General features: G+C 68.4%; 21 protein-coding genes and 2 pseudogenes. 8 read left to right on the top strand and 15 right to left on the bottom strand.

Features of this window, described 5'->3' with window-relative positions:
* Window position 1: 1 nt before the first annotated feature.
* The 9 genes and pseudogenes from ASG40_RS22535 to ASG40_RS08505 all read right to left on the bottom strand — a co-directional run.
* Window positions 2–2,379: pseudogene (locus ASG40_RS22535) on the bottom strand (cadherin-like domain-containing protein); the annotation flags it as partial.
* A 169-nt stretch (window positions 2,380–2,548) separates the two neighbouring features.
* The gene (locus ASG40_RS08475; RefSeq protein WP_156387626.1) at window positions 2,549–3,262 is read right to left on the bottom strand and encodes a helix-turn-helix transcriptional regulator; all 714 of its coding nucleotides are present in this window, start codon (window positions 3,260–3,262) and stop codon (window positions 2,549–2,551) included.
* A 129-nt stretch (window positions 3,263–3,391) separates the two neighbouring features.
* Window positions 3,392–3,868, bottom strand: coding sequence for a VOC family protein (locus ASG40_RS08480; protein WP_055883595.1), 477 nt, complete (start codon window positions 3,866–3,868; stop codon window positions 3,392–3,394).
* Window positions 3,869–4,030: 162 nt separating this feature from the next.
* Window positions 4,031–7,039, bottom strand: coding sequence for a PAS domain-containing protein (locus ASG40_RS22460; protein ID WP_156387627.1), 3,009 nt, complete (start codon window positions 7,037–7,039; stop codon window positions 4,031–4,033).
* Window positions 7,040–7,215: 176 nt separating this feature from the next.
* Window positions 7,216–8,412 (bottom strand): sensor histidine kinase, encoded by a 1,197-nt coding sequence (locus ASG40_RS08490; RefSeq protein ID WP_055884635.1) that lies wholly within the window; start codon window positions 8,410–8,412, stop codon window positions 7,216–7,218.
* 67 nt (window positions 8,413–8,479) lie between these two features.
* The gene (locus tag ASG40_RS08495) at window positions 8,480–8,764 is read right to left on the bottom strand and encodes a hypothetical protein (protein WP_156387628.1); all 285 of its coding nucleotides are present in this window, start codon (window positions 8,762–8,764) and stop codon (window positions 8,480–8,482) included.
* 1,134 nt (window positions 8,765–9,898) lie between these two features.
* Complete coding sequence (locus ASG40_RS08500; protein WP_055883601.1) at window positions 9,899–10,900, bottom strand: sensor histidine kinase; 1,002 nt, start codon at window positions 10,898–10,900, stop codon at window positions 9,899–9,901.
* 264 nt (window positions 10,901–11,164) lie between these two features.
* Window positions 11,165–11,440 (bottom strand): hypothetical protein, encoded by a 276-nt coding sequence (locus ASG40_RS21140; protein ID WP_156387629.1) that lies wholly within the window; start codon window positions 11,438–11,440, stop codon window positions 11,165–11,167.
* 41 nt (window positions 11,441–11,481) lie between these two features.
* A complete protein-coding gene (locus ASG40_RS08505; protein WP_055883604.1) occupies window positions 11,482–12,108 on the bottom strand; it encodes a 2-hydroxychromene-2-carboxylate isomerase in 627 nt (208 codons plus the stop codon).
* A gap of 186 nt (window positions 12,109–12,294) precedes the next feature.
* Between ASG40_RS08505 and ASG40_RS08510 the strand changes: the two genes are divergently transcribed.
* Window positions 12,295–13,551, top strand: coding sequence for an argininosuccinate synthase (locus tag ASG40_RS08510; protein ID WP_055883607.1), 1,257 nt, complete (start codon window positions 12,295–12,297; stop codon window positions 13,549–13,551).
* 83 nt (window positions 13,552–13,634) lie between these two features.
* Here ASG40_RS08510 and ASG40_RS08515 read toward each other — a convergent pair whose 3' ends face one another.
* The 3 genes from ASG40_RS08515 to mtgA all read right to left on the bottom strand — a co-directional run bounded on the left by ASG40_RS08515 (window position 13,635) and on the right by mtgA (window position 16,023).
* The gene (locus tag ASG40_RS08515) at window positions 13,635–14,213 is read right to left on the bottom strand and encodes a hypothetical protein (RefSeq protein WP_055883609.1); all 579 of its coding nucleotides are present in this window, start codon (window positions 14,211–14,213) and stop codon (window positions 13,635–13,637) included.
* 33 nt (window positions 14,214–14,246) lie between these two features.
* Entirely contained in the window at window positions 14,247–15,236 is a 990-nt protein-coding gene (locus tag ASG40_RS08520; RefSeq protein WP_055883612.1) for a DUF4424 domain-containing protein, read from the bottom strand.
* Between the two features lie 82 nt (window positions 15,237–15,318).
* Complete coding sequence (gene mtgA / locus ASG40_RS08525; protein ID WP_200944232.1) at window positions 15,319–16,023, bottom strand: monofunctional biosynthetic peptidoglycan transglycosylase; 705 nt, start codon at window positions 16,021–16,023, stop codon at window positions 15,319–15,321.
* A gap of 77 nt (window positions 16,024–16,100) precedes the next feature.
* Between mtgA and ASG40_RS08530 the strand changes: the two genes are divergently transcribed.
* From ASG40_RS08530 to leuB, 3 genes are all read left to right on the top strand, one after another.
* Window positions 16,101–17,063 carry a polyprenyl synthetase family protein gene (locus ASG40_RS08530; protein ID WP_055883618.1) on the top strand — a complete coding sequence of 321 codons (963 nt, stop codon included), beginning with the start codon at window positions 16,101–16,103 and terminating at the stop codon, window positions 17,061–17,063.
* Between the two features lie 220 nt (window positions 17,064–17,283).
* Window positions 17,284–18,768, top strand: a complete 1,485-nt coding sequence (locus ASG40_RS08535) for a SulP family inorganic anion transporter (protein WP_156387631.1) — start codon at window positions 17,284–17,286, stop codon at window positions 18,766–18,768.
* Between the two features lie 124 nt (window positions 18,769–18,892).
* Window positions 18,893–20,002, top strand: a complete 1,110-nt coding sequence (leuB, locus tag ASG40_RS08540) for a 3-isopropylmalate dehydrogenase (RefSeq protein WP_055883621.1) — start codon at window positions 18,893–18,895, stop codon at window positions 20,000–20,002.
* 73 nt (window positions 20,003–20,075) lie between these two features.
* Here leuB and ASG40_RS08545 read toward each other — a convergent pair whose 3' ends face one another.
* On the bottom strand, window positions 20,076–20,492 hold the full coding sequence (locus ASG40_RS08545) for a hypothetical protein (protein ID WP_055883624.1): 417 nt from the start codon (window positions 20,490–20,492) through the stop codon (window positions 20,076–20,078).
* A gap of 119 nt (window positions 20,493–20,611) precedes the next feature.
* Window positions 20,612–21,403, bottom strand: coding sequence for a hypothetical protein (locus ASG40_RS08550; RefSeq protein ID WP_244480569.1), 792 nt, complete (start codon window positions 21,401–21,403; stop codon window positions 20,612–20,614).
* A 468-nt stretch (window positions 21,404–21,871) separates the two neighbouring features.
* Here ASG40_RS08550 and ASG40_RS08555 point away from each other — a divergent pair, with 468 nt between their 5' ends.
* From ASG40_RS08555 to ASG40_RS08565, 3 genes are all read left to right on the top strand, one after another.
* Window positions 21,872–22,906, top strand: coding sequence for an aspartate-semialdehyde dehydrogenase (locus ASG40_RS08555; protein ID WP_055884641.1), 1,035 nt, complete (start codon window positions 21,872–21,874; stop codon window positions 22,904–22,906).
* A gap of 167 nt (window positions 22,907–23,073) precedes the next feature.
* Window positions 23,074–23,802: a hypothetical protein gene (locus tag ASG40_RS08560; RefSeq protein WP_156387632.1), complete on the top strand. Its 729-nt coding sequence runs from the start codon at window positions 23,074–23,076 to the stop codon at window positions 23,800–23,802.
* Between the two features lie 359 nt (window positions 23,803–24,161).
* The gene (locus tag ASG40_RS08565; protein WP_055883632.1) at window positions 24,162–24,857 is read left to right on the top strand and encodes a hypothetical protein; all 696 of its coding nucleotides are present in this window, start codon (window positions 24,162–24,164) and stop codon (window positions 24,855–24,857) included.
* Between the two features lie 100 nt (window positions 24,858–24,957).
* On the opposite strand, the pseudogene ASG40_RS22360 reads toward ASG40_RS08565, so the two are convergent.
* Window positions 24,958–25,628, bottom strand: a pseudogene (locus ASG40_RS22360) (CatB-related O-acetyltransferase).
* A 251-nt stretch (window positions 25,629–25,879) separates the two neighbouring features.
* Here ASG40_RS22360 and rimP point away from each other — a divergent pair.
* On the top strand, window positions 25,880–26,674 hold the full coding sequence (gene rimP / locus ASG40_RS08575) for a ribosome maturation factor RimP (RefSeq protein ID WP_055883635.1): 795 nt from the start codon (window positions 25,880–25,882) through the stop codon (window positions 26,672–26,674).
* Window positions 26,675–26,708: the final 34 nt, after the last annotated feature.

Below are 26,708 nucleotides of genomic sequence, written 5' to 3' on the forward strand. Positions count from 1 at the left end.
NTAGCTGATCGTGAGCGGCCCGTTGTAGTTCGCGGTCGGAGTGATCGTGTAGCCGCCCGCGCCGTCGCTGACGACCGTGCCGTGGTCGACGCTGAGGTTCAAGACCACGGGCGTCGTGCCGTCGGGGTCCGAAAAGCCCTGGAGCAGGTGTGCGCTCGTCACCGTGAAGGCGGTGTCTTCCGTGCCAACCACGAGCGTCGCCTGGGTGCCGGTGAGGCGCGGGGCGTCGTTCACCGCCGCGAGCGTCGTGCTCAGGGTCGCGGGGAGCGAGGCGGTGCCGTCGCCGACCGAATAGCTGATCGTGAGCGGCCCGTTGTAATTCGCCTCGGGCGTGATCGTGTAGCCGCCCGCGCCGTCGCTGACGACCGTGCCGTGGTCGACGCTGAGGCTCGAGACCACGAGCGTCGTGCCCTCGGGATCGGAGAAACCCTGGAGCAACTGAGCGCTCGTCACGGTGAAGGCGGTGTCCTCCGTACCGGCCGGCAGTGTCGCCTGCGGGCCGGTGAGCTGAGGGGCGTCGTTGATGGCGGCCAGCGTGAAGGTGCGGGTGGCGCTGACCGCGTTGACGCCGTCGCTCACCTGGTAGCTCAGCGTCACCGGGCCGTTGGCGTTCGCCGCCGGCGTGACGGTGTAGGTGCCGTTGCCGTCGGATGTGACCGAGCCGCTGGAGGTGATCAGCCCCGTCACCGCAAGGGTGGTGAAGTCCGCATCGGTCCAGCCCTGGAGGAGCTGGGCCGCCGTCACGGTGTAGGCGGTGTCCTCGCTGCCGGCGGCGAGCGCCGTCTGCGGGCCGGTCAGGGCCGGCGCGTCGTTGACGTCCACCGCGAAGGTCCGGGCGGTCGAGGCCGGGCTCTGATCGCCGCCATAGCTGGCCGCCGCCGTGACGCTATGGGCGGCGTCCGAGAGCTTGACGGTCGGCGTGAAGGTCCACGCGCCCGAGGCGTTGGCCCTGGTCGTGCCCACGGTCGCGCCGTCGATGACGACGGTGACGATGCTGTTGGGACTCGCCGTGCCGCTGATGTCGGGCGTGTCGTCGGTGGTCGTCGCGCCGTTGGCCGGGCCGGTGATCACCGGAGCGGCCGGCGCCGGGATCTCGTTGGCGTCGAGGGTCTCGCCCGCCTGGCCGAAGGTCTGACCGAGGGGGCGGTCAGTCCCGTCGTCCACGGCGACCCGGCCGCGCAGGTCCGGCAATCGAAAGACACTGATTCCGTCGCCACCGTAGGTTGCTCCGATCAGTGTATACAGCGCTTGATACTGATTGATCGGAAGCAGCTGACCTTCGGCGCGCAGGTAGCCTTCCGGCAGGTTCGCGTCGCTGACGTCGGTGCCCGCATAGGCGAACAGCTCGCCGATGTAAGGCTCCGAGTACGCGCCGCGCCCTCCGTCACGGTCCGGGTAGAGCCCCTGGACCGCGATCAGGTAGGTCATGACGAGGGCCGGCTGGCCATTGGCGAAGGCCTGGCCGGATCCGCCAGCCGACGCCGGGGCGTTGGCGTTCGTCAGCGAGACGGTGGCGGAGCCGACCTGCTGGCCGATCACCGTCGATGCGTCGTCGCCCATGACCGCCCGTCCCGTGAGGTCGGGCAGGCGGAACGTGGTCCCGTCGCCGCCGTAGGCCGTGCCGAGCGCGGCGTAGAGAAGTGGATAATCCGCGCTGTTCAGCAGGCGTCCGTCGGCCGGGAGGAAGCCCTCCGGTACGATGTCGAATGCCGTCTGCATCAGAGTCCCGGCCCGATAGGTGCCGAAGAATCCATTGACCGAGATCAAGTAGTTGGCGGCCTCCGAGGACTGGTGGTTGTCGAAGGTCTGGCCCTGTCCGCCGAGGTTGGCCGGCAGGTTGGCGGTGGTCAGGGCCGTCGCGGTGGTCCCGCCGTGCTGTCCGAGGCCGGTCAGGAAGCCGCCGCCGACACCGACCGACACGTCGCCCATGAAGTCGGGCAGCTTGAAGGTCGTCCGGCCATCGCCGCCGTAACGCGTTCCGAGTATCGAGTAGAGCGCCTCGTTACCCCTGATGTTCAAGGTCTGGCCGCTGACGTCCACGCCCGGCGCGTAGGACGCGGCGGTCAGCCGGATGACGCCCATGTATTCGTCGTCGTTCTGTGGGGCCGTGCCGGGGCCGCCGCTGCCGGCCGTGGGATAGAGCCCTTGGGTCGTGATGTAGGACTTCACCACGAGCGACGGCTGGGTGTTGCTGACGGACTGCGACATGACATGGCCCCCGGCCCCGGCGATCCCCCTCCGATCGGGAGGCGTCGTCGGTCCTTCTTGTTCGCGGTGATCTGCACGCCTCACCACGACCGCGAGAGACTGTCCGTCTCGCGGTCGCACGGGCGCGTTCTCGCACAGTGGCATAGTGGGCCGGCGCGGCCGGCGCATCATCCATATGGATGATGCGCCTTAAACGTTAGCGAGCATTCACCGGCTTTGATTAACTGTGGCCAATCTGCGGCAGTATCTCGATAGTCGAGGCGGTCGACGTTCAGTCGAATACCAACACATGTTATAAGGTAGGCAGCGATCGCTCGATCCGGGGCGGCTTGCACGATCGTCAAGGCAGGCCCGCCAGGCGCGATGCCAATGCAACGAGCTCGACCTGACCGCGCGTCCTGGTCTTGCCGAAGATCGACACAAGTTGTTTGCGGACCGTGGCAAGGCTCACGCCCTGCGCCGCGGCAGCCTCGGACGGGCTCGCGCCGCCCGTGAGGAGGATGGTGAGACGCGCTTCGGCGGGAGTGAGGTCGAAGACCTGCTCCATCGCGAAACGGTCGGGCGCCACCGGCCGGTCGAGATCGATCAGGAGCAGGGCGGTATCGCTGCGCTCGCCCCCCGCCTGTGCGATCGGCACCGCATGCAGAAGGAGCGGCCGGCGGCCTTCGCGTGCGACGACCGTCCAGTCGTCGACCCCGAGGCCCAATCGCCGCGCCCCGCGCGCCAGGAGGGCGCTGACCGCGCCGGCGATCGCGCCATCGTCGGCAGCTGCCTCGCCGACGAGGGCGGTTTCCTGCCCCAGCACGGCCCGGCCCTGCGCATTCATGGCCTGGACCGCGCCGAGGTGATTCAGGATCACGGTGCCGCACCCCAGCCGGCCGAGGGCCTCCAGGAGCGCCGACCCGGGATGCACCCGGGCGCCCTCCCGTTCGAGGCTGCCCGGCCGGGGGCTTTGCCCGGAGGCCACAAGCGTTTCGAACGCCGATTCGTCACGACGATGGCCTCGACTGTCCGCCACGCTGCCCCACCGCGTCTGGTTGCGCAGGACTACCATGGGGGACACCGGCCGTCCGTCGCGCGACGTGTCTGAGCGTCCCAGATGTCGGCCCGACCCGTGCCGCCCGGCCGTCTCGGGTCGCGAAGGGATCCTCGTGCCCGGGCGGGCGGCGCAGCCGAGGTGCCGTCAGGTCTCCATGGCCGCCTCGATCGCCGCGACGTCGATCCTGCGCATGGCCATCATGGCCGAGAACGCCCGTTGCGCCGCCACGCCGCCGGCCGCCAGCGCGGAGGTGAGGACGCGCGGCGTGATCTGCCACGAGATGCCCCAGCGATCCCTGCACCAGCCGCAGGCGCTTTCCTGGCCCCCGTTGTCCACGATGGCGTTCCACAGGCGATCCGTCTCGGCCTGATCGTCGGTGGCGATCTGGAAGGAGAAGGCCTCGCTGTGCCGGAAGGCCGGGCCGCCGTTGAGGCCGATGCAGGGGATCCCCGCTACCGTGAACGCGACGGTCAGCACGTCGCCGGCCTGTCCCGACGGGTAGTCGGCCGGCGCCCGGTGGACGGCGCCCATGGTGCTCTGCGGGAATGTCTCGACGTAGAAGCGGGCCGCGATCTCGGCGTCCTTGTCGTACCAGAGGCAGATCGTGTTCTTGGCGATCATCTTGGCTTCCCTCCTCGCGCTGCCGGCGACAGGGCATCGCCCGCGACCCTCAGGGACGCGGCGGCAGGCCACCATCCAAGCATCGTGCGCCCGAGCGTGCAAAGCGCGGCGATCGCGATCCGCGACGGTGTGCGGGAGACGACGGTCCGTGGGCGCATGTGTTCACGAGGCGGCCGACCCGCCGCCGCGCCTGCGACGCGCGGCGACCTTGCGCAGGGTCCGCGAGAGCTGCTCGACCGAATAGGGCTTGTGGAGGAGATCGAAGCCGTCGGTCCCGTTGCGGGCGAGCACGTGGCTGTAGCCGCTCGCGAGCAGGATCGGCAGGTCCCCGTGGAGGCGGCGGATCTCGTGGGCGAGCTCGATGCCGTTCATGCCCGGCATCACGACGTCGGTGAAGACGACATCGAAGCGCGTCGCGTTTCCGGAGAGCTCCGCGAGGGCCTCGTCGGCGTTGGTGGCCCAGACCGTGGCATAGCCGAGTTCGGCGAGGGTCTGGGTGGCGAAGGTGCCGACGTCCATGTTGTCCTCGACCACGAGGATCCGCATGCCGTGGCCGTCGCTCGACGGTTCGTCGTCGGGCGCTGTCGTCTGGGCGATCCCGCCAGGAGGGACCTGCGGGAGATAGAGCGTGAAGGTCGTACCGAGGCCGGGGGTGCTCCGAACCTCGATCTCGCCGCCCGACTGCTTGGCGAAGCCGAACACCTGCGACAGGCCGAGGCCGGTCCCCTGGCCGACGCCCTTGGTGGTGAAGAACGGCTCGAAGATGCGCTCGATGTCCTCGGGGGCGATACCGGCGCCGGTGTCCGCGATCGAGACCGCGACGAAGTTCCCGGACCGCGCGGGATGGGAGCGCATGGCCGGCACCTGCGACGTCGCCGCCACCGCGATCGTGAGGACGCCCTCGCCTTCCATGGCGTCGCGGGCGTTGACCGCCATGTTCACGATGGCCGTATCGAACTGGCTCGGATCGGCGTCGATGTAGCAGGCCGTCTCGGCCAGCCGGGTGACGATGCGGATACGCGCACCGGTGAGCGTGCCGACCATGTCGGCGACCCCCGTGACGCTGCGCCCGACATCGAACACCTCCGGCTTGAGGGCCTGGCGCCGGGCGAAGGCGAGGAGCTGCCCGGTGAGCTTGGCCGCCCGGGCCACCGTGTCGGAGATCGCGCCGACGTAGCGCTGCCGCCGTTCCTCGGGCAGGTCGGGACGTTTCAGGAGGTCGGTGGACGACTTGATGACCGTCAGGAGATTGTTGAAGTCGTGCGCGACTCCCCCGGTCAGCTGCCCGACCGCCTCCATCTTCTGGGCCTGGCGCAGGGCATCCTCCGCCAGTCCGAGTTCGCGCGTGCGCTCCTCGACACGCTGCTCCAGCGTCTCGTTGAGATGGCGCAGCTCGGCCGAGATGCGCTTCTGGTCCTCGATGTCCGTATTGGTGCCGACCCACCGCAGCACCTCGCCGGACGCGCCGAGGATCGGCTCGGCGCGCACGAGGAACCAGCGATAGGCGTCGTCGAACCGGCGGATGCGGAACTCGGCCTCGTAGACCTCCCCGGTGGCGACGGAGGCGGCCCAGGTCAGCCCCGCCGCCTCGATGTCGTCGGGGTGGACGATGTTCGTCCAGGTCGTGCCGTCGAGTTCGCCCGGCTCGGCCGCGCAATAGGCGTAGACCTGGTCGTTGAACCAATACAGGAGCCCGTCTGCGGACGCGGCCCAGACCTGGTTGGGCATCACCTGGGCGAAGACGCGGAACTGCTCTTCGCTCTCGCGCCTGGCCGCATCGGCCCTGGCCCGTTCGACCGCGTCCCAGACCCGCGCCGCCACCTCCTCGACGAGCTCGACCTCGTCCTGCGTCCAGGCCCTGCGCACCCGCTGGTTGACGTAGAGCGCCGAGCGCAGCTCGCCCGACCGCACCAGGGGCACCGCGATCAGGGCGGCGATGCCGTAGTCGCCAAGCCCCAGACCGGCCGTGCCCGGATCGGCCTCGACGTCCGTATACACCGACGTCCGCCCCGCCCGGAGGTTGGCGATGTTGCCCGGACCGAATGCGTCCAGGGGATAGGTGCCCACCAGAGGCCCCACCCCGTCGAGATATTCGGTTTCGAGGGTGACGGTGTCGCCGTCGGGCTCGATCAGGCCGTAGCCGACCCGATCCGCGCCGATGTGGCGACCGAGGGCGTCGACCGCCGCCTGCATGGCCGCGCGCGGGTCCGCCTGCCCGCGCAGGCCGTCCCCGAGGGCGAGCATGAACGCTTGCCGGCGCTCGGTGGTCCGTAGCGCCTCCTCGGCTCTGACCCGCTCGGTGACGTCGTAGCCGCCGGCGAAGATGCCGGTGACCGTTCCCTGGTCGTCCCGGATCGGCTGGTAGAGGAAGTCGATGAAGCGCGTGTGGGGGTCGCCCGCGAGCTGGATCGGCATCGCCTGCGCCGAGAAGGGCAGCCCGGTGCGATAGACCTCGTCGAGCAGGACGAGGAATCCCTGTACCTCGATCTCGGGAAAGACGTCGCGCACCTTCCGCCCCACGAAGGCGCGCGGACCCGAAAGGGCGATATAGGCGTCGTTGACGTGTTCGAAGACGTGGTCCGGACCGGCGAGGACGGCGACGAAGCCCGGCATCTGCTGCAGGAGCTGGCGCTGGCGCCTGCGCTCGCCCGCCGCATGCCGCTCGGCCTGGACCTGGAACGTCGTTTCGGTGCAGGCGCAGAACAGACCCGCGATGACACCGCCCTCGCCCGGCACCGGCGTGTAGGAGAAGGCGAAATGCGTCTCTTCGGGGTAGCCGTTGCGATGCAGCGTGAGTTCGAGGTCGTCCATATGGACGGGTTCGCCCGCGAAGACCCGGTCCATCAGGGCACCGACCGACTCGCTGACCTCCGGCCAGACCGCGAAGAACCGGCGTCCCATGGCGGTGGGGTGGCGCGCCGCCAGCATGGGGGCGTAGGCGTCGTTGTAGAGGAGGATGCGGTGCTCGCCCCAGGCCACGAACATCGGCTGGCGCGAGCCCAGGAGCACCGTGACCAGGGTCATCAGCGGCGGGGGCCACGTCGCCGGTTCGCCGAGTTCCGACGCGCTCCAGTCGTGGGCCCGCATCAGTGCGCCCGCCTCCCCGCCCCCCGGAAAGGTGGACGCCCATGGCTCGGCGCCCTTTCCGGCCAGGAGAGAAGAATCGATCACGATGACGCTCACGGGACGGCCCGGGCTGGCGGGCTGCGCAGCGGCGCCCGGCACGGCCACGCGGCGGTCGCCCGATCGCGAACGAGGTGGAACCCGAGATCGATCATGGAAACGCGAACACTCATCGTCGGGACCTTCCTCAGCCGCCGTCTACACGATCGATCCAACCTCGCGGCTCACACCGCTTCGAGGGGGATGTCGATGGTGCACACGACCCCTGCCGGCTCGTAGTCAATCTGCACCTTGCCTCCGAGTTCGCTGGCAAGGCCCCGCTCGATCATCCGCGTGCCGAACCCGCGCCGGGTCGGCGTCGTCACGCTCGGGCCCTTCCGTTCCTGCCATCGCAGAGTGAGACGCGGCCTCGCCTCCTCCGAGCCGTTCTCCCGGTCGAGGATGGCCCACGATACAGTCACGGTGCCGACGTCGTTCGACAGGGCCCCGTACTTGGTCGCGTTCGTCGCCAGTTCGTGCAGCATCATCGAAAGGGCGAGCGCGGTGCGGGGCACCACCCGGACGGCGTCGCCCTGCCAGCGACAGCGTTGCCGGTCGGTGTTGTGGAGGTTAAGCGCGTCGTCGACGAGCCGGGTGAGCTCGGCGCTCTCCCATTTCTCGGCGGTGAGGACGTCGTGGGCCTTGGCCAGGGCGATGAGCCGTGCCGTGATCGCCTCCCGGGCGTCGTGCAGCGAGGCGGCCGTGCGCAGCGACTGGGTCGTGAAGGCCTGGACCGTGGAGAGGGTGTTCTTCACCCGGTGATTGAGCTCGTGGATGAGGAGTTGCTGATGCTCGCTGGCGAGCTGCGCCTCGGTGAGATCCCTCAGGATCTTCAAGAAGCCGGTCAGGCCGCCCGCGTCGTCGCGCATCGGCATCATCAGGCCGTTGGCCCAGAACTGCACGCCGTCCTTGCGCAGGTGCCAGCGGTTGTCGTCGGCCCGGCCGTCGGTGACCGCGAGCCGCATCTCCTCCTCGGCAATGGCTTCCCGGTTGTCGTCGGGTGTGAAGATGACGTTCACGGGGCGGCCGACCGCCTCGTCCTCCGCCCACCCGAGCAGGTTTTCCGCCCCCGTGTTCCAGCCGGTGATGCGGCCGGTGAGGTCGATGGTGAAGATCGCGTAATCCTTCGCGCTCTCGACGGCGAGGCGATACCGGGCCTCGCTGGCCGCGAGCACCATCGAGCGCGCCTTCAGGTCCGCCAGGGCCCGTTCGAGTTCGGCCGCACGCTCCCGTTCGAGCGCGAGGGCGGCTCGGCCCTCGGCGATCTCGCGCTCGTCCTGGGCCCGCGCAGAGGGGCTCTCCTCGGCCAGGCGCTGCACCGCCTCGTCGAGGGCCCGCCTCAGACGCGCGATCTCGGCTTCGAGCGCGGCTTCCCGGTGCATCGGCTGGTCCTCCCGCGGGACCTCGTGCGGAGGCATGGACGCGTCGCGGTCGCTCAAATCGGTTTCCTCACAATCTCTCGGTGCTCGCTCCGGAGGGCCGGCCGAACAAGGCGTCCTTGCGGGCGCGCCAGGCGTCGTTCGAGGGCCACTTGTAGTCCCGGTCCGCCATAGGGGGGATCCCCCTCACCTCGGCGCGGAAGAACGGCGGGATGACACTGTCGCGCTCATGCGACACCTTCAACGCCCGTATCGGCACGACGATGCCCTCCTCGCCCGGGCTGAAGAAGCCGCCCGAGTCCATGACCGCGTCGATGCGCCGGCCCGTCGGCGCGAAGACGGCGTTCCTGACCATGCCGGCGATCCTGTCGGCCGAACCGCAAGCCTCGGCTCCGATGATCCGGTCCGCCCGCAGGCCCGAGGAGAGCGCGCCGACACCGACGTAGGAAGGATCGCCTGTTCCGACGTGGCACCGGCGATCCGGCATTCGGCCAGGGCGCGAGTAGTTGGGAACGCGCCGCCGCGGAGGGCGGCCGGTAGGCCGTGACGGAGTTTCATGTATTGCCTTGGTGAGCCGACGGTGGCCACGACGTCCGGGCGATTCGCGGATGTCGTTCGTGCGACGAGGCGCTTTTACTCGGGTGCGACGCGCACGCCGACCCCGACTGTCGACAATCGGAAACCCTTTCGAACGGGAAAAGTTTCGCTTGGCCTTGGCGGTGCGGAGCGAAGATCAAAATATTGTTCGGATTCACGCGACGGCTTTTGCCGATATCTGCCTTCAATCAGGAAGATACCTAACTCACGGCGACTTGGGGGCGCCGAGACGTGAGGCCGCAGGGCTCCGGCGCGGGCCACCCGCAGGCTATCGCGGCTGCGATCATCCCGTTCGGATACGGCATGCGACAGCCCATGTCAGTGGGTGCCGAGTGTCTCTCCGCGACGATCAGGCGGGAGCACATCCTACTCACAGGCGCCGACGCCCTCGATTTGCGACCAGCGATAGCAACGAAATAGATTGACAGCGGAAAAACACAAATGACCGAGCGGGTTCAGTTCGAAATCAAGACGAAAAGAAAATGGAATAAGGATTCGTCATAAGATATTCGGAACAAAAAATTGTGTCGTCACTTTACCTTAGCCATGCGGTCGCGCTCCGATTGTCTGTGGCAAGGAGCCTTCCCATGGTCATATTGGACCCGGTCAGCGGTCATCGCATCATCCTTCAAGCGGCGGCAACGCCGTCACCGCGCCCCCGCCGGACCGGCCAGACGACCGATGCCGCCGTGCAGAACGGCGGTGCTCGATGTCCGACCGTCCCGAAGACCCATGACGCTTCGACGGTGCGTCGCCCCCGTTCATAGAACCGACAGCCGGGCGTGGGCGGGGCCCGGGCCCGCCGGCGCGTTGGGACACGGATCGTTCGCATCCCTGTCGCTCACGGCCGCCGCCACGGCTCTCGACGTCTCGCGTCGGCCGAGGCCGGACCTCACGCCACCAGGTAGGCCTTGTTCATCTGCAAGGTGACCACCACGCCGGCCTCGTCCCAGGTCCGTTCCACCGCGCCATCGAGCTGTTGGGTCATGGCCCGGTTCAGGAGCTTGCTGCCGTAGCCGCCGGGCCCCGTGGGAGCCGATACCCGCGGGCCGCCTCTTTCCGTCCAGGTGATCACCACGGTGTCCTCTTGCACGGGGCAGGAGATGTCGAGGGTGCCCGTGGCGACCGAGAGGGCGCCGTACTTGAGCGAGTTGGTCGCCAGCTCGTGGATGACGAGCGCCAGCGTCGTCGCCGCCGCCTCCCCCACTCCCATCCTGGGCACCGAGACGCGGATACGTCCGCTGAAGGCGCCCATGTCGTCGTAGGGCGCCAGCAGGATCGACAGCAGGTCGCCGAGAAGGGCGGCCTTTCCCTGGCCGCCGGGCAGCGGACGGACGAGGTCGTGCGCCCGCCCGAGGGCGGTGAGGCGCTGGGTGAGCTCGCGCGCCATGTCGGTGGTGGTGGAGGTGGAACGCGAGGTGATCGCTGTCAGCGAAGCCGCGATCGCCAGCAGGTTCTTGACGCGATGGCTCATCTCGCCCGCCAGCAGCTCCTGGCCTTCCTCGGCCTGCTTGCGTCCGGTGGCGTCGAGGAAGATGCCGAACATGATCGCCCCGACGATGCCGTGGTCGTCGCCCTGGCCCCGGGCGGAGATCCAGCGGACGTCGGTGCCATGGAGGACGCGGAAGTCGGTCTCGTAGGGACCGAGGATGGCCCGGGTCGCGGAGAACGCCGCCCTCACCCGGTCCTTGTCGGCGGGATGGATGCGCGAGGAGAGATCCTCGAAGCTGACGCGCTCGCTCATCGGGAGGTCCCAGAGCGTGTGTCCGTACTCGTCCATTGTGAACGTGTCGTCGTCGACGTTCCAGGACCACAGGGCGACACCGGCGGCGTCGATGGCCAGCCGCAGATGCCGAGGGGTCCATGTGGTGCACGTCGGTGGACTGGCTCTCATGTCGATCGTCTCCTCATGCCAGCCGCGAGATGCGCATTGGCGGATCCGGCGCCGCCGAGGGGCGGTCGATCGACCGGACCGCGCGACGTCTCATCGACATCCACAGGGCATCGTGACCCAAGAACGGCATGGCATTCAAATGTCGGGAGCTGAACCATACGACAGTTTTTCGGAAATGTCGCGCATGTAAAAAATCTGTTTTTCAAGAGGTATTCAGATTGCCAAGCGTTGTCGGTCTGGCGATGGTTTAAAAAATAAATGATATCAGAAGTAAAAATTGTCCTTGTCGGAGAGTTGTGCGCCGTGACGCCACGGCCGGATCGTGCCGACCGGACTCGGCCCCGCGTTTCTTCGCTGCTCTGCGTCGACGCCGACTGCCGAGGCGGCACGGATCCCGGGACCGCCGCGGTCGTGGCCGCCGGCGCGATTGCCGGCCCCGCCTTGCGCAGATGCGACCTCGCGGCAAATGCCGAACGAACCGTGCGATCCCTCGAACCACGACGCCCCGGACAGGCATTTGGCCGGGGTGGTCGCCTGCATGGTCCGCGCAGGCGCGACCCGCGTGATCCGGTGGGAGCGCCTCAGCGCAGCGTGCCGGGGCGGTCTCCCACCGACCAGGCCAGCGCCTGATCGAGGCGGTCGTTGCCCCAGAACAATTCGCCGTCCTCGGTGAGGAAGGTGGGGGCGCCGAAGATGCCGCGCGAGCGGGCTTCCTCGCCGTTCACCCGCAGGCGGCCCTTGTTGGCCTCCAGGGCGGCGGCCTTGAGGATCACCGTGCCGTCGAGGCCGAGGCCGTCGAGGAGCGCCACCACCGCCGAAGGCTCCGCGATGGATTGGCCCTTCGCGAACACGCTCTCGAACACCGCCTTGGAGAACGGCACCAGCCAGTCGTGGTCCATGCCGTAGGTGGCCGCTCGGGTGGCGCTCAGGCTGTTTTGGGGGAAGGGGTTGGGCCGCGTCAGCGGCGGCAGCGCCAGCCGGGCGGCCTCGCGCTCGACGTCGCGCCACATCGCCTTGCCCTTGGCCGGGAAGAGGTTGAAGGGGGAGGAATTCCAGCCCTGGGCCGCGAAGATCGGACCGAGCAGGAAGGGTCGCCAGCGGATCTCGACGCCGGCCGCCGCCGCCGCCGCCTCCACGCGCATCGCCGCCAGATATGAGTAGGTGGACGCGAATTCGTACCAGAATTCCAGGGTCGGCCGCCGCGCCATTCGTCGCCTCTCCAGGGTGGTTGGTCGGGAAGTACCGTGGCGTGACGCACCCTATGCCGCAAGGCGGCGGCGCGTCACCGGTCTCGGGGGGGCGAACGCACGGGCGGCATGGCGGTTGCACGGCGTATCGCCCGGCTGGTAAGCCCAAGAGACCCCGATCACGACCCGTCGAGCGAAGCGAGACCCATGACGTCCGAGACTCCCCAGGCCGAGCTTCCCAAGACCGTCAAGAAGGTCGTCCTCGCCTATTCCGGCGGTCTCGACACCTCGATCATCCTCAAGTGGCTGCAGACCACATACGGCTGCGAGGTGGTGACGTTCACCGCCGACCTCGGCCAGGGCGAGGAGTTGGAGCCGGCTCGCCGCAAGGCCGAACTCCTCGGGATCAAGCCCGAGAACATCTTCATCGAGGACCTGCGCGAAGAGTTCGTGCGCGACTACGTGTTTCCGATGTTCCGCGCCAATGCGGTCTACGAGGGCGTCTACCTGCTGGGCACCTCGATCGCCCGGCCGCTCATCGCCAAGAAGCAGATCGAGATCGCCGAGAGGGTCGGGGCCGATGCGGTCTGTCACGGCGCCACCGGCAAGGGCAACGACCAGGTCCGGTTCGAACTCGGCTACTACGCCCTCAAGCCCGACGTCACCGTCATCGCCCCCTGGCGCGAGTGGGACATGCGCTCGCGCGAAGCCCTGATCGCCTTCGCGGAGGCGCACCAGATCCCGATCTCGAAGGACAAGCGCGGCGAGAGCCCATTCTCGGTGGATGCCAACCTCCTGCACGCCTCCTCCGAGGGCAAGGTGCTGGAAGATCCCGCCGACGAGGTTCCGGACTACGTCTACTCGCGCACCCTCTCGCCGGAGGACGCGCCCGATACCCCCACCGTGGTCACCATCGGCTTCGAGAAGGGCGACGCGGTCTCCATCGACGGGGTGGCGATGTCTCCGGCCACCCTGCTGGCCAAGCTCAACCAGCTCGGCCACGACAACGGCATCGGCCGCCTCGATCTCGTGGAGAACCGCTTCGTCGGGATGAAGAGCCGCGGCATGTACGAGACGCCGGGCGGCACCATCCTGCTGCCGGCCCACCGCGCCATCGAGTCGATCACGCTGGACCGGGGTGCCGCGCACCTCAAGGACCAGATCATGCCGCAGTACGCCGAGCTGATCTACAACGGCTTCTGGTTCTCGCCTGAGCGCGAGATGCTCCAGGCCCTCATCGACAAGAGCCAGGAGATGGTCACCGGCGAGGTGCGGCTGAAGCTCTACAAGGGCGGCATCCACGTCATCGGCCGGTCGAGCCCGAACTCGCTCTACGACCAGGACCTCGTCACCTTCGAAGAGGGCGCGGTCGCCTACGACCATCGCGACGCGGCCGGGTTCATCAAGCTAAACGCGCTGCGGCTGCGGACCCTGGCGCAGCGCAAGAAGGTGCTGGGGGCATAAACGCGCCGGACCGAAGAGGCCGGCGCCCGGTCAGTCCCGGACGCCCCCGGAGCGAAAGCTGGAGGCCGACGCCGGCTTTCACATCACGCGAGCGGTCTGGCCGGAAACAACCCGGGGCCGAGGTCGGCGTACCGCAGGAAGATCTGCAGGGCCGGCTGCATCTCGTGATGGAGCGGACCGAGGCCGGGAACGTCTCGCGCGGCGCCGTAGGGCGCATCCGTATCGACCGCCGGGATGTCGCGGCCTTCGTCCCAGACGATTCCCAGGGCCGGGATCAGCGCCAGGTGCTCGGCCGTCACGTCGAAGGTGATGTGCTCGGGCGTTTCCCCGGTGTCCTCGTCGCGGAACACGTCGCCGACGTCGTCCGAGGCGAGCTTGGCCAGGGTGTTGTGATAGGCGTAGCGGCCGGGCTTGAGGACGGCGTGTATGACGAACACCGCCAGCGCATCGCCGAGCGCCCGGTGTTCCTCGTCGGCGCCGTCGTCGTCGCCGGTGACATTGGCGATGTCGCCGTCACGGTCGGCGCTGCCGTAAGGCGCGTCGGGATGGACGATCGGGGCACCCACGCCCTCGGGGTTCCATGCCACCACCATCCGGCGGATCAGCGCGATGCGCTCGAGAGTGAGATCAACGGTCGGCTCGGTCGGTGTCGGTTCGGGCATCGGGGGTCTTTCGAGAAGCATTCCAGCTTGGCTCTATCGGATACCGAGAGCCTCCGCATCCTGGGAGACGTAGAGGACCCGTAGGTCGGCATCGGGCACGAAGTTCGTGGCGGTGAAGGAGAAGGTACTGGGCCCGGTCTTGACGAGACCGTTCCGGCACAGGCTCACGAGGGTCTTCGGATGCCCCTTGTCGATGGTCAGCGCGAAGGTACCGATGGTCCCGGCCCAGTTGCGCGCCGTGGTGACGATGTAGGGGACCACGACGCCCCGCACCGCATCGTCCTTGCCCTTTTCGGCGAGAAACCGACGCACGCCCGCGACGCCGGCATCATCGAGGCAGTAGCGCTGGCGGAAGGCGCGGTCGTCGAGGTCGCTGCGTCCGATGAGGATGCTGCCCTTCACCGGTCGGTAGGCATGCTCGATGACGAGATCGCGCCCGGCCGGAAAGGTCTGATCCCAATAAAACTTGGCCTCGCTGCGCCATTGCCCGCCATCGGGGCCCTCGTCCTCTGGGATCAGCCCCGCGGCGGCGAGTTCGGCCTTCGCCGTCGGCGTGAGCTTGGCCACCGCCGCTCCATAGGCGTCCCGGCGCATGGGATTGAGGGGAACGGCGTGCTTGCGCAGGAGATCGCTGACCTCGCGGGCTCCCAGGAAGGCGCGTTCCTCGAGTTGCGGCGTGAGCGCCTGACCGTCCACCGTCACGGTGAACCCGACGAAGTTGGGGCTCGATTCGTCCGGCAGGCTCTGCGCGGAACTGGTCAGTTCCGCGCCATCGATGGGCGGAAGCGGGAACGCCACCTTGAGGGTGCGCGCGGCCGCCGAGCGATTGCGGAAGACGTAGCGCACGGTGATCCGGTCGAGGCCGATGGTGAGATCCTCGCGAACGAGGGCGACCTCGGGGTCTTTCACCAGGACGAGGCCACCGGCATCGAGTTCGGCGGCACTGTCGTTAGCGAGCGCCTGCGGGGCGTTCAGGGCGGCACACAAGGCGAGCGCGAGGGCGACGCGGGGGCGACAGAGCATGGGGAGACGCGATCCGGAACAGGCAGGTTGGCCGTATCGCCGATCGCCGAGCGGTGCACCAGTGCCCGTCCCGTCAAAACCGTCAGCGTTTCAAGCAGCCCATCAGGCCGGAGACTGCATTCATTCGCGCCTGGATGCGCGCGGCCTGCGCCCGCACGCCCCGCGACGGCAGGGCCGGATTGCGCAGGATCGGGTTGGGCAGAACGGCGGCCAGCAGCGCGGCCTCGCCGCGGGTGAGCGCGCGGGCGGGCTTGCCGAACCAACGCTGGGCGGCGGCCTCCGCCCCGAACACCCCCTCCCCCCACTCGGCGACGTTGAGATAGACTTCCAGGACGCGGACCTTACCCCAAAGCGTGTCGACAACCATGGCCAGAGGAATTTCCAGGGCCTTGCGGACGACAGAGCGGCCCGGCCAGAGGAAGACGTTCTTGACCGTCTGCATCGAAATCGTGGAGGCGCCCCGGCTCGGGCCTTCCTCGTCGTCGACCACGTCGCGCAGGGCGCCCCAGTCGACGCCGCCGTGCTGGCAGAAACGCTGGTCCTCCGATGCGATCACCGCCTGGACGAGCAGGGGCGAGATCGCGTCGAGGCCCACGGCGTCGCGCGCCACGGGCTGGAGCGTCAACCATCGCCCCAGCATCAGGGTTGAGGGCGGCGTCACCGCGCTATAGACGAGCGCGAGGCCGACGACGGACACCAGCAGGAGGAGAGGGAGCAGCATGACCACGCCGACCATGCGCCGCAATCCCCCGCTCCGGCGCCCGGCCCGCTCGAGGGTGCGCCCCATGTCCTCCTCGTCGTCCTGATCGCGTCTCACCACACGCAACACCCGCTCGCCTCGCCGCCACCGTCGAAAGACCGACCATGAGTTCAACGCAACCATCGCACGCTTCGGTCAAGGTGGATGCCGCGACGCAGGCCTTTACCCACAAGCTCGGCGCGACGGCCGACGCCGTCGAGGCCTTCCTCGCCGAACGCCTCGGCGACGCGACCCAGACCGGCGAGATCGTCCGTCCGGCGCGGCTGATGGAGGCGATGCGCCATGCTGTATTGGGCGGCGGCAAGCGCCTGCGCCCGTTCCTGGCGGTGGAGACCGCACGCATGCTCGGCGGCGACGAGGCCGGCGCCCTGGCCGCCGGATCGGCGATCGAGCTCGTCCACTGCTATTCCCTGGTCCACGACGACATGCCGGCCATGGACGACGACGACCTGCGCCGCGGCAAGCCCACCGTCCACAAGGCCTACGACGACGCCACCGCGATCCTCGTCGGCGATGCGCTCCAGACCCTCGCCTTCGAGATCCTGGCCGACCCGACGTGGCAGCCCCAGGCGGCCATCCGGGCCGACCTCGTGCTCGGTCTGGCCAGGGCTTCGGGCCTCGGCGGGATGGTCGGAGGCCAGATCCTCGACCTCGGCGCCGAGGGCCGGTTCGGGCCGGTGTCGCTCACCGTCGAGGACACGCTCCAGCTCCAGGCCATGAAGACCGGCGCGATCCTGGCGTTTTCGGTGGACGCCGGCGCCCTGGTGGGCGGCGCGACCTCGGACCAGCGCGCGGCGCTGCTGCGCTACGGTCTGGCCCTGGGCCAGGCCTTCCAGATCGCCGACGACATCCTCGACCGCGAGGCCTCGCCCGAGGCGATGGGCAAGGCCACCGGCAAGGACAAGGACGCCGGCAAGGCGACGCTGGTGGACCGGCTCGGCCTGGACGGCGCACGGGCCGAATGCGACCGGCTGGTGGATGTCTGCGACGCGGCCGTCGTCTCCTGGGGCGAGAAGGCCGAGACCCTGCGTCAGGCAGCGCGCTTCACGGTGATGCGGACGGTCTGACGCGGACTCCCGCCACGCCCGGCGATGTTGCGTCGCGGCAAGGGCGTGGTATGGGAGCGCCATGCATCTCAAACGGTTCATCGACTTCCTGGGGCTGACGCCGCCGTAGCGGCCGCGTCGTCTGAAGTCGTTCGCCCGGCCCGCCAGCGGCGGCCGGGTCCGTGATGCCTGGCCCCTGCCGGCGCGATGCGCGCGGGGCTCTCGAAAGCCGTTTATTCCGATGTCGATCCAGCACCTCCGGAGCGAGTGGGCTCCCAACGTCACGCGTGAAATCCTGGCGGGCACCGTCGTCGCCCTGGCGTTGATCCCGGAGGCCATCGCCTTCTCGATCATCGCCGGCGTCGACCCCAAGGTCGGGCTCTATGCCTCGTTCTGCATCGCCGTCGTCACCGCCTTCGCCGGGGGGCGGCCGGCGATGATCTCGGCGGCCACGGGGGCGATGTCCCTCCTGATGGTCACTCTCGTGAAGGACCACGGCCTCGGCTACCTGTTCGCCGCGACCATCCTCACCGGCCTCATCCAGGTCGGTGCGAGCCTGCTTCGCCTGGGCGACCTCATGCGCTTCGTGTCGCGCTCGGTGGTCACCGGCTTCGTCAACGCCCTGGCGATCCTGATCTTCCTCGCGCAGATGCCGGAGCTGATCGGGCGCGGCACCGGTGTCTACGTGATGACGGCGGTCGGCCTCGGCCTCATCTACGGCCTTCCCTACCTGACGAAAGCCGTCCCCTCCCCCCTCGTCACCATCGTCCTGCTCACCGGCGTTTCGATGTGGTTCGGGCTCGATCTGCGCACCGTCGGCAACATGGGCGCGCTTCCCGACGAGCTGCCGTGGTTCGCCCTGCCGCAGGTGCCTCTCACCCTGGAGACCCTGCGGATCATCCTGCCCTACGCCCTCACGCTCGCCATGGTCGGCCTGCTGGAGAGCCTGATGACGGCGGCGATCCTCGACGAGATGACCGACACCACCTCCGACAAGAACCGCGAGTGCGCCGGCCAGGGCCTCGCCAACGTCACCGCCGGCTTCTTCGGCGGCATGGCCGGCTGCGCCATGATCGGCCAATCGGTGATCAACGTCTCCTCGGGCGGGCGGGGCCGGCTCTCCACCCTCTGGGCGGGCGCGTTCCTGCTCTTCCTCATCGTGGTGCTCGGACCCTATGTGGCGCGGATCCCCATGGCGGCCCTCGTTGCGGTGATGATCATGGTGTCGATCAACACCTTCCAATGGAAGTCGGTGCGCACGCTGCTCACCCACCCCAAGAGCTCCAGCTTCGTCATGCTCGGCACCGTCGTCGTGGTGGTGGTCACCCACGACCTCGCCAAGGGCGTGCTGTTCGGCGTCGTCCTGAGCGGCCTGTTCTTCGCCCACAAGGTGACGCGGTTCTTCTCCGTCACCGCGCACCGCGACGAGGCGTCGAACCGGCGGCGCTACGTCGTGACGGGCCAGATCTTCTTCGCCACGGCGGAGGCGTTCCATGCCGCCTTCGACTTTCGCGAAACAGACCTCGCCGCCGTGGCGATCGACCTGACCGCCTCACACTTCTGGGACATCAGCAGCATCGACGCCCTCGACCGCGTCGTGCTCAAGTTCCGTCATCAGGGCGTGCCGGTGGAGATCGTCGGCATGAACGAGGCAACGGCCAGTCTGGTCGACCGCGTCGGCCGTCACGACAAGCCCGGCGCGACGCTGACCCGCGGCGGCCATTGATCGTTCGGGACGGCGGACCCTCGGGTCACGGGCGGCGGGGGAGCGCCCACTCCCTTGCCAACGGCCGGACGGTCTCGCTACAGCCGCGCGGTGCCGTGATCATCCCGTCAGCGAGTGCCCCGCCATGACCAGCTACAAGCTCCTCCTCCTGCCCGGCGACGGAATCGGCCCCGAGGTGATGGCCCAGGTGGAGGTGGTGCTCGGCGTGCTGAGCGGCGCCGGTCTCGCGCGCTTCGAGATCGAGCGCGACCTCGTCGGCGGGTCGGCGATCGATGCCCACGGCGTCCCGCTCGCCGATGCGACGCTGGCCAGGGCCGATGCGGCCGACGCGATCCTGCTCGGCGCCGTCGGCGGGCCGAAATGGGCGACCGTGGCCTACGAGATCCGTCCCGAGGCCGGCCTGCTGCGCCTGCGCAAGGACCTCGGCCTCTTCGCCAACCTGCGCCCGGCGATCTGCTACCCGGCGCTGGCCGATGCCTCGGCGCTTAAGCGCGACCTCGTCGAGGGCCTCGACATCATGATCGTGCGCGAGTTGACCGGAGGCGTCTACTTCGGCGAGCCCAAGGAGATCACCACGCTGCCGGACGGCTCCAAGCGTGCCGTCGATACCCAGGTCTACACCACCGCCGAGATCGAGCGGATCGCGCATGTGGCCTTCGACCTCGCACGCAAGCGATCGGGCCGGGTCTCCTCGGCCGAGAAGCACAACGTCATGAAGTCGGGCGTGCTGTGGAAGGAGGTGGTCACCCGCGTCCACGCCGAGCACCATGCCGACCTGACGCTCGAGCACGTGCTGGCCGACAATTGCGCGATGCAGCTCGTGCGGCGCCCCAAGCAGTTCGACGTGCTGGTGACCGACAACCTGTTCGGCGACGTGCTCTCGGACGTGGCGGCGATGCTCACCGGCTCCCTCGGGATGCTGCCCTCGGCCTCCCTGGGCGCCGTCGACGGAAAGGGCAGCCGCAAGGCGCTGTACGAGCCGGTCCATGGTTCGGCCCCCGACATCGCCGGCCGCGACATCGCCAACCCCATCGCCATGATCGGATCCCTGGCCATGGCGCTGCGCTACTCGTTCGGCCTCGGCGAGGCCGCCGATCTCGTCGACCGCGCCATCACCGACACCCTCGCCTCGGGCGCCAGGACGGCTGACATCGCCGGCGAGGGGATCGCCGCTATCGGCACGGCCGCCATGGGCAAGGCCGTCGCCGACGCGCTGGCGGCGCGCCTGCGCTGACGGCAACGAAGAAATGGCGCCGGCCCGCTGGGGCCGACGCCTTCACGGCACGTCGTGGAACGTTGCGTCAGGGTCAGTACGGGCTGCCGTAGCGCGCCGCGTAGGAGGTCGGGTCGATCACGTCGATAGCCGAGAAGTCGACCCCGCGGATCGCGCTGGAGCGGGCGCCCACGAACGGACCGTTGGTGATCGGATCGGAGATGTTGCCGGCGCCGAAGCGGTCATTGCGGCCGTAGGGCGGCGTGTTCAGGTAGCTGGCGGTGATGAACTGCGGGTTGGTGGCCGGGTTGCTCACCGAGCCGTTGCCGGGCTCCACCACGTTGCTGCCATCGAGCCAGCTGCGCGGACGGATGCGGATCGGCAGGGCCGGGCCGACGCGCTCGACGGTGTAGCCGCGCGACTGGGCCTGGGCCGGGGTGACGGTACCGAGGCCGGCGATCGACCCGGCGACGGTGAGAGCGCCCATCAGGGCGAGAGCGGCAACGCGCATGGAAGCACCTCGTGTCTGGAAGTCGGTGAGCGGAGGGGCCTTGGGCCTCGCCGCCCGATCATGGGAGAAAGACGTATCAGGACGATCGTTGTTCCGAGCTTAAGGCCCAGGTTTGCAACTTAAGGCCTCGCTTGCGCATTTCGCCGCACTCTTGCCTCATTGCGCTTAGCGGGCCGGCCGATCGATCCGGTGTGGGCGGTGGCGGCGGGCGGCGCGCCGCAATCCGTCCCTTCCCGGGGTGTGGCCCGCGCCACGATCCCCGCCACGTCGCCTCGTGCGATCGAAGCTTGGCCGTTCCGAACCAGCTTGTCGAGGGCGCAGGCGATCGCGCTCGGCTCGGGTGCCTGACCGAGGGGCGCGCACAGCCACCCCTCGATCCGGATCGCGGCCGGCGGCCGGGTGGTGAATCCGGTGCAGGTCCGGCTGCCGTCGCCGTCAGGCAGCGCGGTCAGCTTCGCCTCGAGGGTCTCCAGGGGGCCGGATCGGCTGTCGATGCGCCCGCGCTCGCCGGTGCGGGAGACGAAGAGCGACGGGCCGTCCGCCGCGCGCCGGACCATCGTCACGAACAGCGCCGGCGCCTCGTCGGCAGGACCGTCCACGACCACGAGGCGCAGGTACGGCGTCTCGTGGTCTGCAAAGGAGCCCTGGCTGAGGCCGTCCTCGCGCCGTCCCGTCGCCGGGTCGCGCCGGGCCGGATCGAGCCGGGAGGGGGCCGTGGGGTCGGCCTCGTCGAGGCTGAATCGCGAGGGTGCGTCTGGGATGGCGGCACGCGCGGGGACGGCGGCCCAGGGCGTGTACGCCTGCGCCACCCCTGCCTGGGGCTGGGCATCGGTCGACCGGGATACCTCCCGCTCGACGGCCAAGGCACTGAGGACGGCGACCAGCGCCACGGCGACGCCCGCCCGTCTCACGGAGCGCCACGGCAATCCGCGGCGAGGCGCCGAAAGGCCGCGTTCGGGGACGAGCGGGGATGCGGCGCGTGGGGTCATCTGTCTCGCGGGCTGGCTCTCGCCGACGACGTGCGTGTCGTCCTCGGCCTCGCGGTATGGCGCCCCCGCGGATGCCATCGGGTTTCACCGGGCATTCGAGACACCATCTTTCCCGCATCGCGGTGAACGCTTCCTTCGCAGGCACCCGACGTCCCTTGACAGCCACCGGAGCACGGCGTCTTGGTTGGGCCGATGTCCGCCCCGCGTCCCGTGCGGAGACGTTCGCACGTCTCGATAGCCGGCGGCGTGGACCCGAGCCGGGTCGCGTGACAGCGAGCCGGGTACGTGGCGCGGTGGGCGACCGAATGCGGGGACGCGACGACACGTCCGGGAGCCGCGGCATCGCCGCGGTCCGGTCGCCGGGCATCCTCAGGAAACGGAGTGAACGAGATGGGTTACAAGGTCGCCGTCGTCGGTGCGACGGGCAATGTCGGACGCGAGATGCTGGACATCCTCGCCGAGCGCGCCTTCCCGGCGGACGAGGTCGTGGCCATCGCCTCGCGCCGCTCCATGGGCCAGGAGGTCTCCTTCGGCGACAAGATCCTGAAGGTGAAGGCGCTCGACGACTACGATTTTTCCGACACCGACATCTGCCTGATGTCGGCGGGCGGCGAGATCTCGAAGGAATGGTCGCCCCGTATCGGCCAGGCCGGCTGCGTCGTGATCGATAACTCCTCGGCGTTCCGCTACCACCCGGACGTGCCGCTGATCGTGCCCGAGGTGAACCCGGACGCGATCTCGGGTTTCACGAAGATGAACATCATCGCCAACCCGAACTGCTCGACGGCCCAGCTCGTGGTGGCCCTCAAGCCCCTGCACGACGTCGCCAAGATCCTGCGCGTGGTGGTCTCGACCTACCAGTCGGTCTCCGGCGCCGGCAAGGACGCCATGGACGAGCTGTTCCAGCAGACCCGGTCGGTGTTCACCGCCGGCCAGATGACCATGGAGAAGTTCCCCAAGCGGATCGCCTTCAACGTCATCCCGCAGATCGACGTCTTCCTCGACGACGGTTCCACCAAGGAAGAGTGGAAGATGGTCGCCGAGACCAAGAAGATGCTCGATCCCAAGATCAAGCTCACGGCCACCTGCGTGCGGGTGCCGGTGTTCATCGGCCACTCCGAGGCGGTGAACGTCGAGTTCGAGCACCCGATCTCGCCCGAGGAAGCCACCGCCATCCTGCGCTCGGCGCCGGGCATCCTCGTGGTCGATAAGCGCGAACCCGGCGGCTACATGACCCCCCACGAGGCGGCGGGCGAAGACGCCACCTACGTCTCGCGCATCCGTGCCGATTCGACGGTCGACAACGGCCTGTCGTTCTGGTGCGTCTCGGACAACCTGCGCAAGGGCGCGGCGCTAAACACCGTGCAGATCGCCGAGATGCTGATCAACCGCAAGCTCCTGGGTGCGTCCAAGCAAGCTGCTTGACGTCGGCGACCCCCTTGTGCCCCCCTGGGGGCACGGGGATCGATCCGGTCTCCGGTGACGCCGTCCCGTTCGCGGGGCGGCGTTTTTCGTTGGGCGGGACAGTCGGTGGACGGCACATTACCATCTATTTATTTCCTATTATAAACTCGCAAAAGTGAGAACAAAACATGAACTTGGAGATCGCCGTGTCAGAGATCCAACGTCGGGGTTTGTCTGGACCAGCCACCGAGGCGCGTGACCTGCGCCTGCTCCTCGCGGTGCTGAAGACCGAGACCAAGCTGGTCCGCCTCCGCCGCTCCCTGAGCCGCAAGTACAGCCCCGATCAGCCCCGCGCTCCGGCGGGCCAGAGCGACGGCGGCCGCTGGACGTCGGACGGCGGCTCCGGAGGGGGTCGACAGGCGGGTCCTGACGCTCCGATTTCGGGCGAGACGACCGAGCACCGGACGATGCTGGACGGCGGCGAGGTTCTCACCCTCCGCATCCGGTTCGGGCGTGACGAATGGGACGAACACCACACGGTCGTCACCCCCGACGGAGACAGCCGAATCTTCGAGAACTCCGGCGAGACCCAGACCATTCGGGATGGGCAGACCGGCGAAATTCTGTCGCGCTCGACCTTCGCGACCGATGGCACCGCGCCGGAAGCGACGGTGCGGCCGGCCTTCCTGCCGGCCCTGCCATTCGTCGCGCCCGCCCTTGCCGCGACGCTCGAAGCCGGGGCGATGTTGCTGACGGTTCTCGCGGCGCGATCCGCCGGCCTCGGCAAGGAACGGGGCTCGATTGCCCTGCGGTACGATTTCGAACCGGACGAGGGCGAGAAGTATTCGAAGGTGTGGGTCGGACCGGTCGATCTATCCACCCTCCACCAATTCTGCCCGCATAGCGAGGAGGTCTAGGCCGTGACCGACGAGGCGACGCGACGCCTGACGGCAGCGAACTGAAATCTCGACAAGACGAGACTTGGAAGTCTCATTCATTTAGATGTTCAAAAGACATTCAAAGCTAGAAACTATCCCGAGATCAGGACTGAATATTCACTGGACAAGACAACCGGAAACGAAATACGTTACGGCGCGAGAAACTCGACGCGGCTCGACATCTCCGAGCTGACGCCGGACCAGATGGTCTGCGTATACGATCCCAAGACCGGCCAAGAAGGCCTCAGCTACGATCGAGCCCTCGTCCTGGCCAGAACCGCAAAGCGGCATTTCCCGACATCGAGAGGCATCATCATGATTCAGGTCCGCCCACAACCATGACGACCGCTCGCCAGATCAAGGAGCTCTCGGCGCCGCTTCTTGCACGCAATCCCGATCTCGTGGCCGCCGGAAAGAACAGCCTGTGGCTCACACCGATCGATCACGTCGGGCGGTTGATCCTGATCGATCGGACATCCGATCCCGACAGCTGTGCCATTAGCTGGCATATCGTCGCGTACTTCATGCCCGAGACGACATCCTGGTCCAGTCTGGGGCGTTGCGGCGATCGCGTCGGCCGGTCCAAGCGATTCCCGGGCGGATGGGGCTGGATCTGGTCCGATCCAACGATCAACGGGGATTTTGTCGATCGCATCGAGGGGGATGTTCTGCCGCTGTTCCGCTCCCTGGACACGACGCGCGGGTGTCTGGAGTTCCAGCGCGACGACCCGCAGCGAAGCGGTTACTTGAATCACTACTGGCATCTGGGCGCTTGCCTCGCGCTCGGTGAGATCGAAAGAGCGCGAGAACTCCTGTCTGAGTTGAAAGCTCATCGTGTCGGGGGGCAACCTGCGGAGAACCCGGCGGAAGAACGCGTGTACGACCGCCTTCGCGCCCTGGATCAGCCGCTGCGCTCCGGGGACCGCGCCGCGCTCTGTTCCCTCCTGGCGCAATGGGAGGCGGAAAACCTCGTCGGGAGCCCGTTGGAGCCGCATTGGCAGCGAAATGCGTTTCCGCTCGAAGGCGTTGGCTAGATCGAGGAGCACCATCGGCGGTTTGTGCCCAAGGGCCTGCAGCGGTGGGTTTACCGAAGCCCAAGACGACGATCGGGCGTTTGTCGTCGCACGGGGCTGCCTACCTAACACTCAGATCTCCGGCCGCCTCCATCTCCAACGCCGCCACGTCCCCACCGCTGATCGCTGGCAGGCACCGCGTGATCCGCGCGACGTCCCAATCCCACCACGCCACCGCCTGCAGGCGCTCGGCGATCTCCGGCGGAAAGCGCATGCGGACGAGCGTCGCCGGACTACCGGCGACGATGGCGTAGGGCGGTACGTCGCGGGTGACGACGGACTTGGCCGCCACGATCGCGCCGTCGCCGATGGTGATCCCGGGCAGGACGGTGCTTTCGAAGCCGAGCCACACGTCGTTGCCGATCACCGTGTCGCCGCGATGGGGGGGAAGGCCGCCTCGTTTGAGAAACGTCCGGCCCAGGCGCCGCCGAAGATGACGAAGGGATAGGTCGAGAGCGCGTCGAGCCGGTGGTTGCCGCCGTTCATCAGGAAGCGCGTGCTCGCCGCGATGGCGCAGAACCGGCCGATCCGGAGGCGGTCGCCGAGGAAGGCGAAATGGTAGAGAATCGCGTCGAGGAAGGCCTGCCGCCCGGCCGGATCGTCGTAGTCGGTATAGGCCCCGACCGTGACGTTGGCCGGCAGGTCGAGATTGCGGATGAACGTCACACGCCGGTGCCCGGGGATCGGATGGAGGCAGTCCGGGTCGGGGCCGAATCGCGGGTCTGCCGTCATCGTCCACTTCCTCCTCGGGCTCGCTCCGGCCCGGTGCATCGGGGGCCGACGCGGCGAGATGATGATCGCGGACGGCGGCCACGGGAAAACCGCTTGAAACCAGGCGCCGGGGCGCGTACAAAACGGGATCAGTTCTGGTTGCAGTCGTAAGGCTGCGGTTCGGGAGTGGGCCCCACCGGGTCCGCTCTTTTTTATTGCCGCAACGCCTTCCGGGCCGGAACGTCCCGTAGGGCCGGACCTCAAAGCGCAGCATGGCGGATATTCCAGACACGGACCCCACCGAGAAGCGGCTTATCACCGAGACGGGCGTCGCCGCGCGGGTGGTGCAGGTCATCGAGGCCTCGATCGAGGGCCTTGGCTTCCGTGTCGTGCGGGTGCGGGTGTCGAGCGCCAACGGCTGCACCGTCCAGATCATGGCCGAGCGGCCGGACGGCACCATGTCGGTGGGCGATTGCGAGATCGTGAGCCGCGCGATCTCGCCGCTGCTCGACCTCGACGACCCCATCGGCAAGCCGTACTACCTCGAGATCTCGTCTCCCGGGATCGACCGGCCGCTGGTGCGGGCCTGCGATTTCGCACGCTGGGCGGGCTACGAGGCCAAGGTCGAACTGGCCGTACCGCTGGACGGCCGCAAGCGTTTTCGCGGGATCATCGGCGTGCCCAACCCCGACGGGCGGACGGTGCCGATCGATCTGCCCGACGTGAAGGAGGGGCTGCCGAGCCGGATCGACCTGCCGCTTCGGGACCTCGGCGACGCCTATCTCGTGCTCACGGACGATCTCGTGCGCGAATCCCTGCGCCGCGGCGGTCCACCCGTCCTCGACGATGACGAGGACGACGACGTGGACGCCGACGAGATCGAGGCGGTGCCCGAACCGGCGCCCCCCAAGAAGACGGTCTCGCGCCCGCTCAAGCCCAAGGCCTCGGCCAAGCCGAAGCCGGACAAGGTCGAAACGCAAGCGAGCCTCGCCGCCAAGGCCAGGAACAAGGCCAAGCCCGTCCGCACCAAGGCTGTGCGGGTGAAGGACGACGGCAAGCTCCACTGATTTTTTCCGTCGCCCCGCATCAATGCGGGGCGGC

This window comes from Methylobacterium sp. Leaf399 (genome assembly GCF_001424525.1).
Classification (GTDB): domain Bacteria; phylum Pseudomonadota; class Alphaproteobacteria; order Rhizobiales; family Beijerinckiaceae; genus Methylobacterium.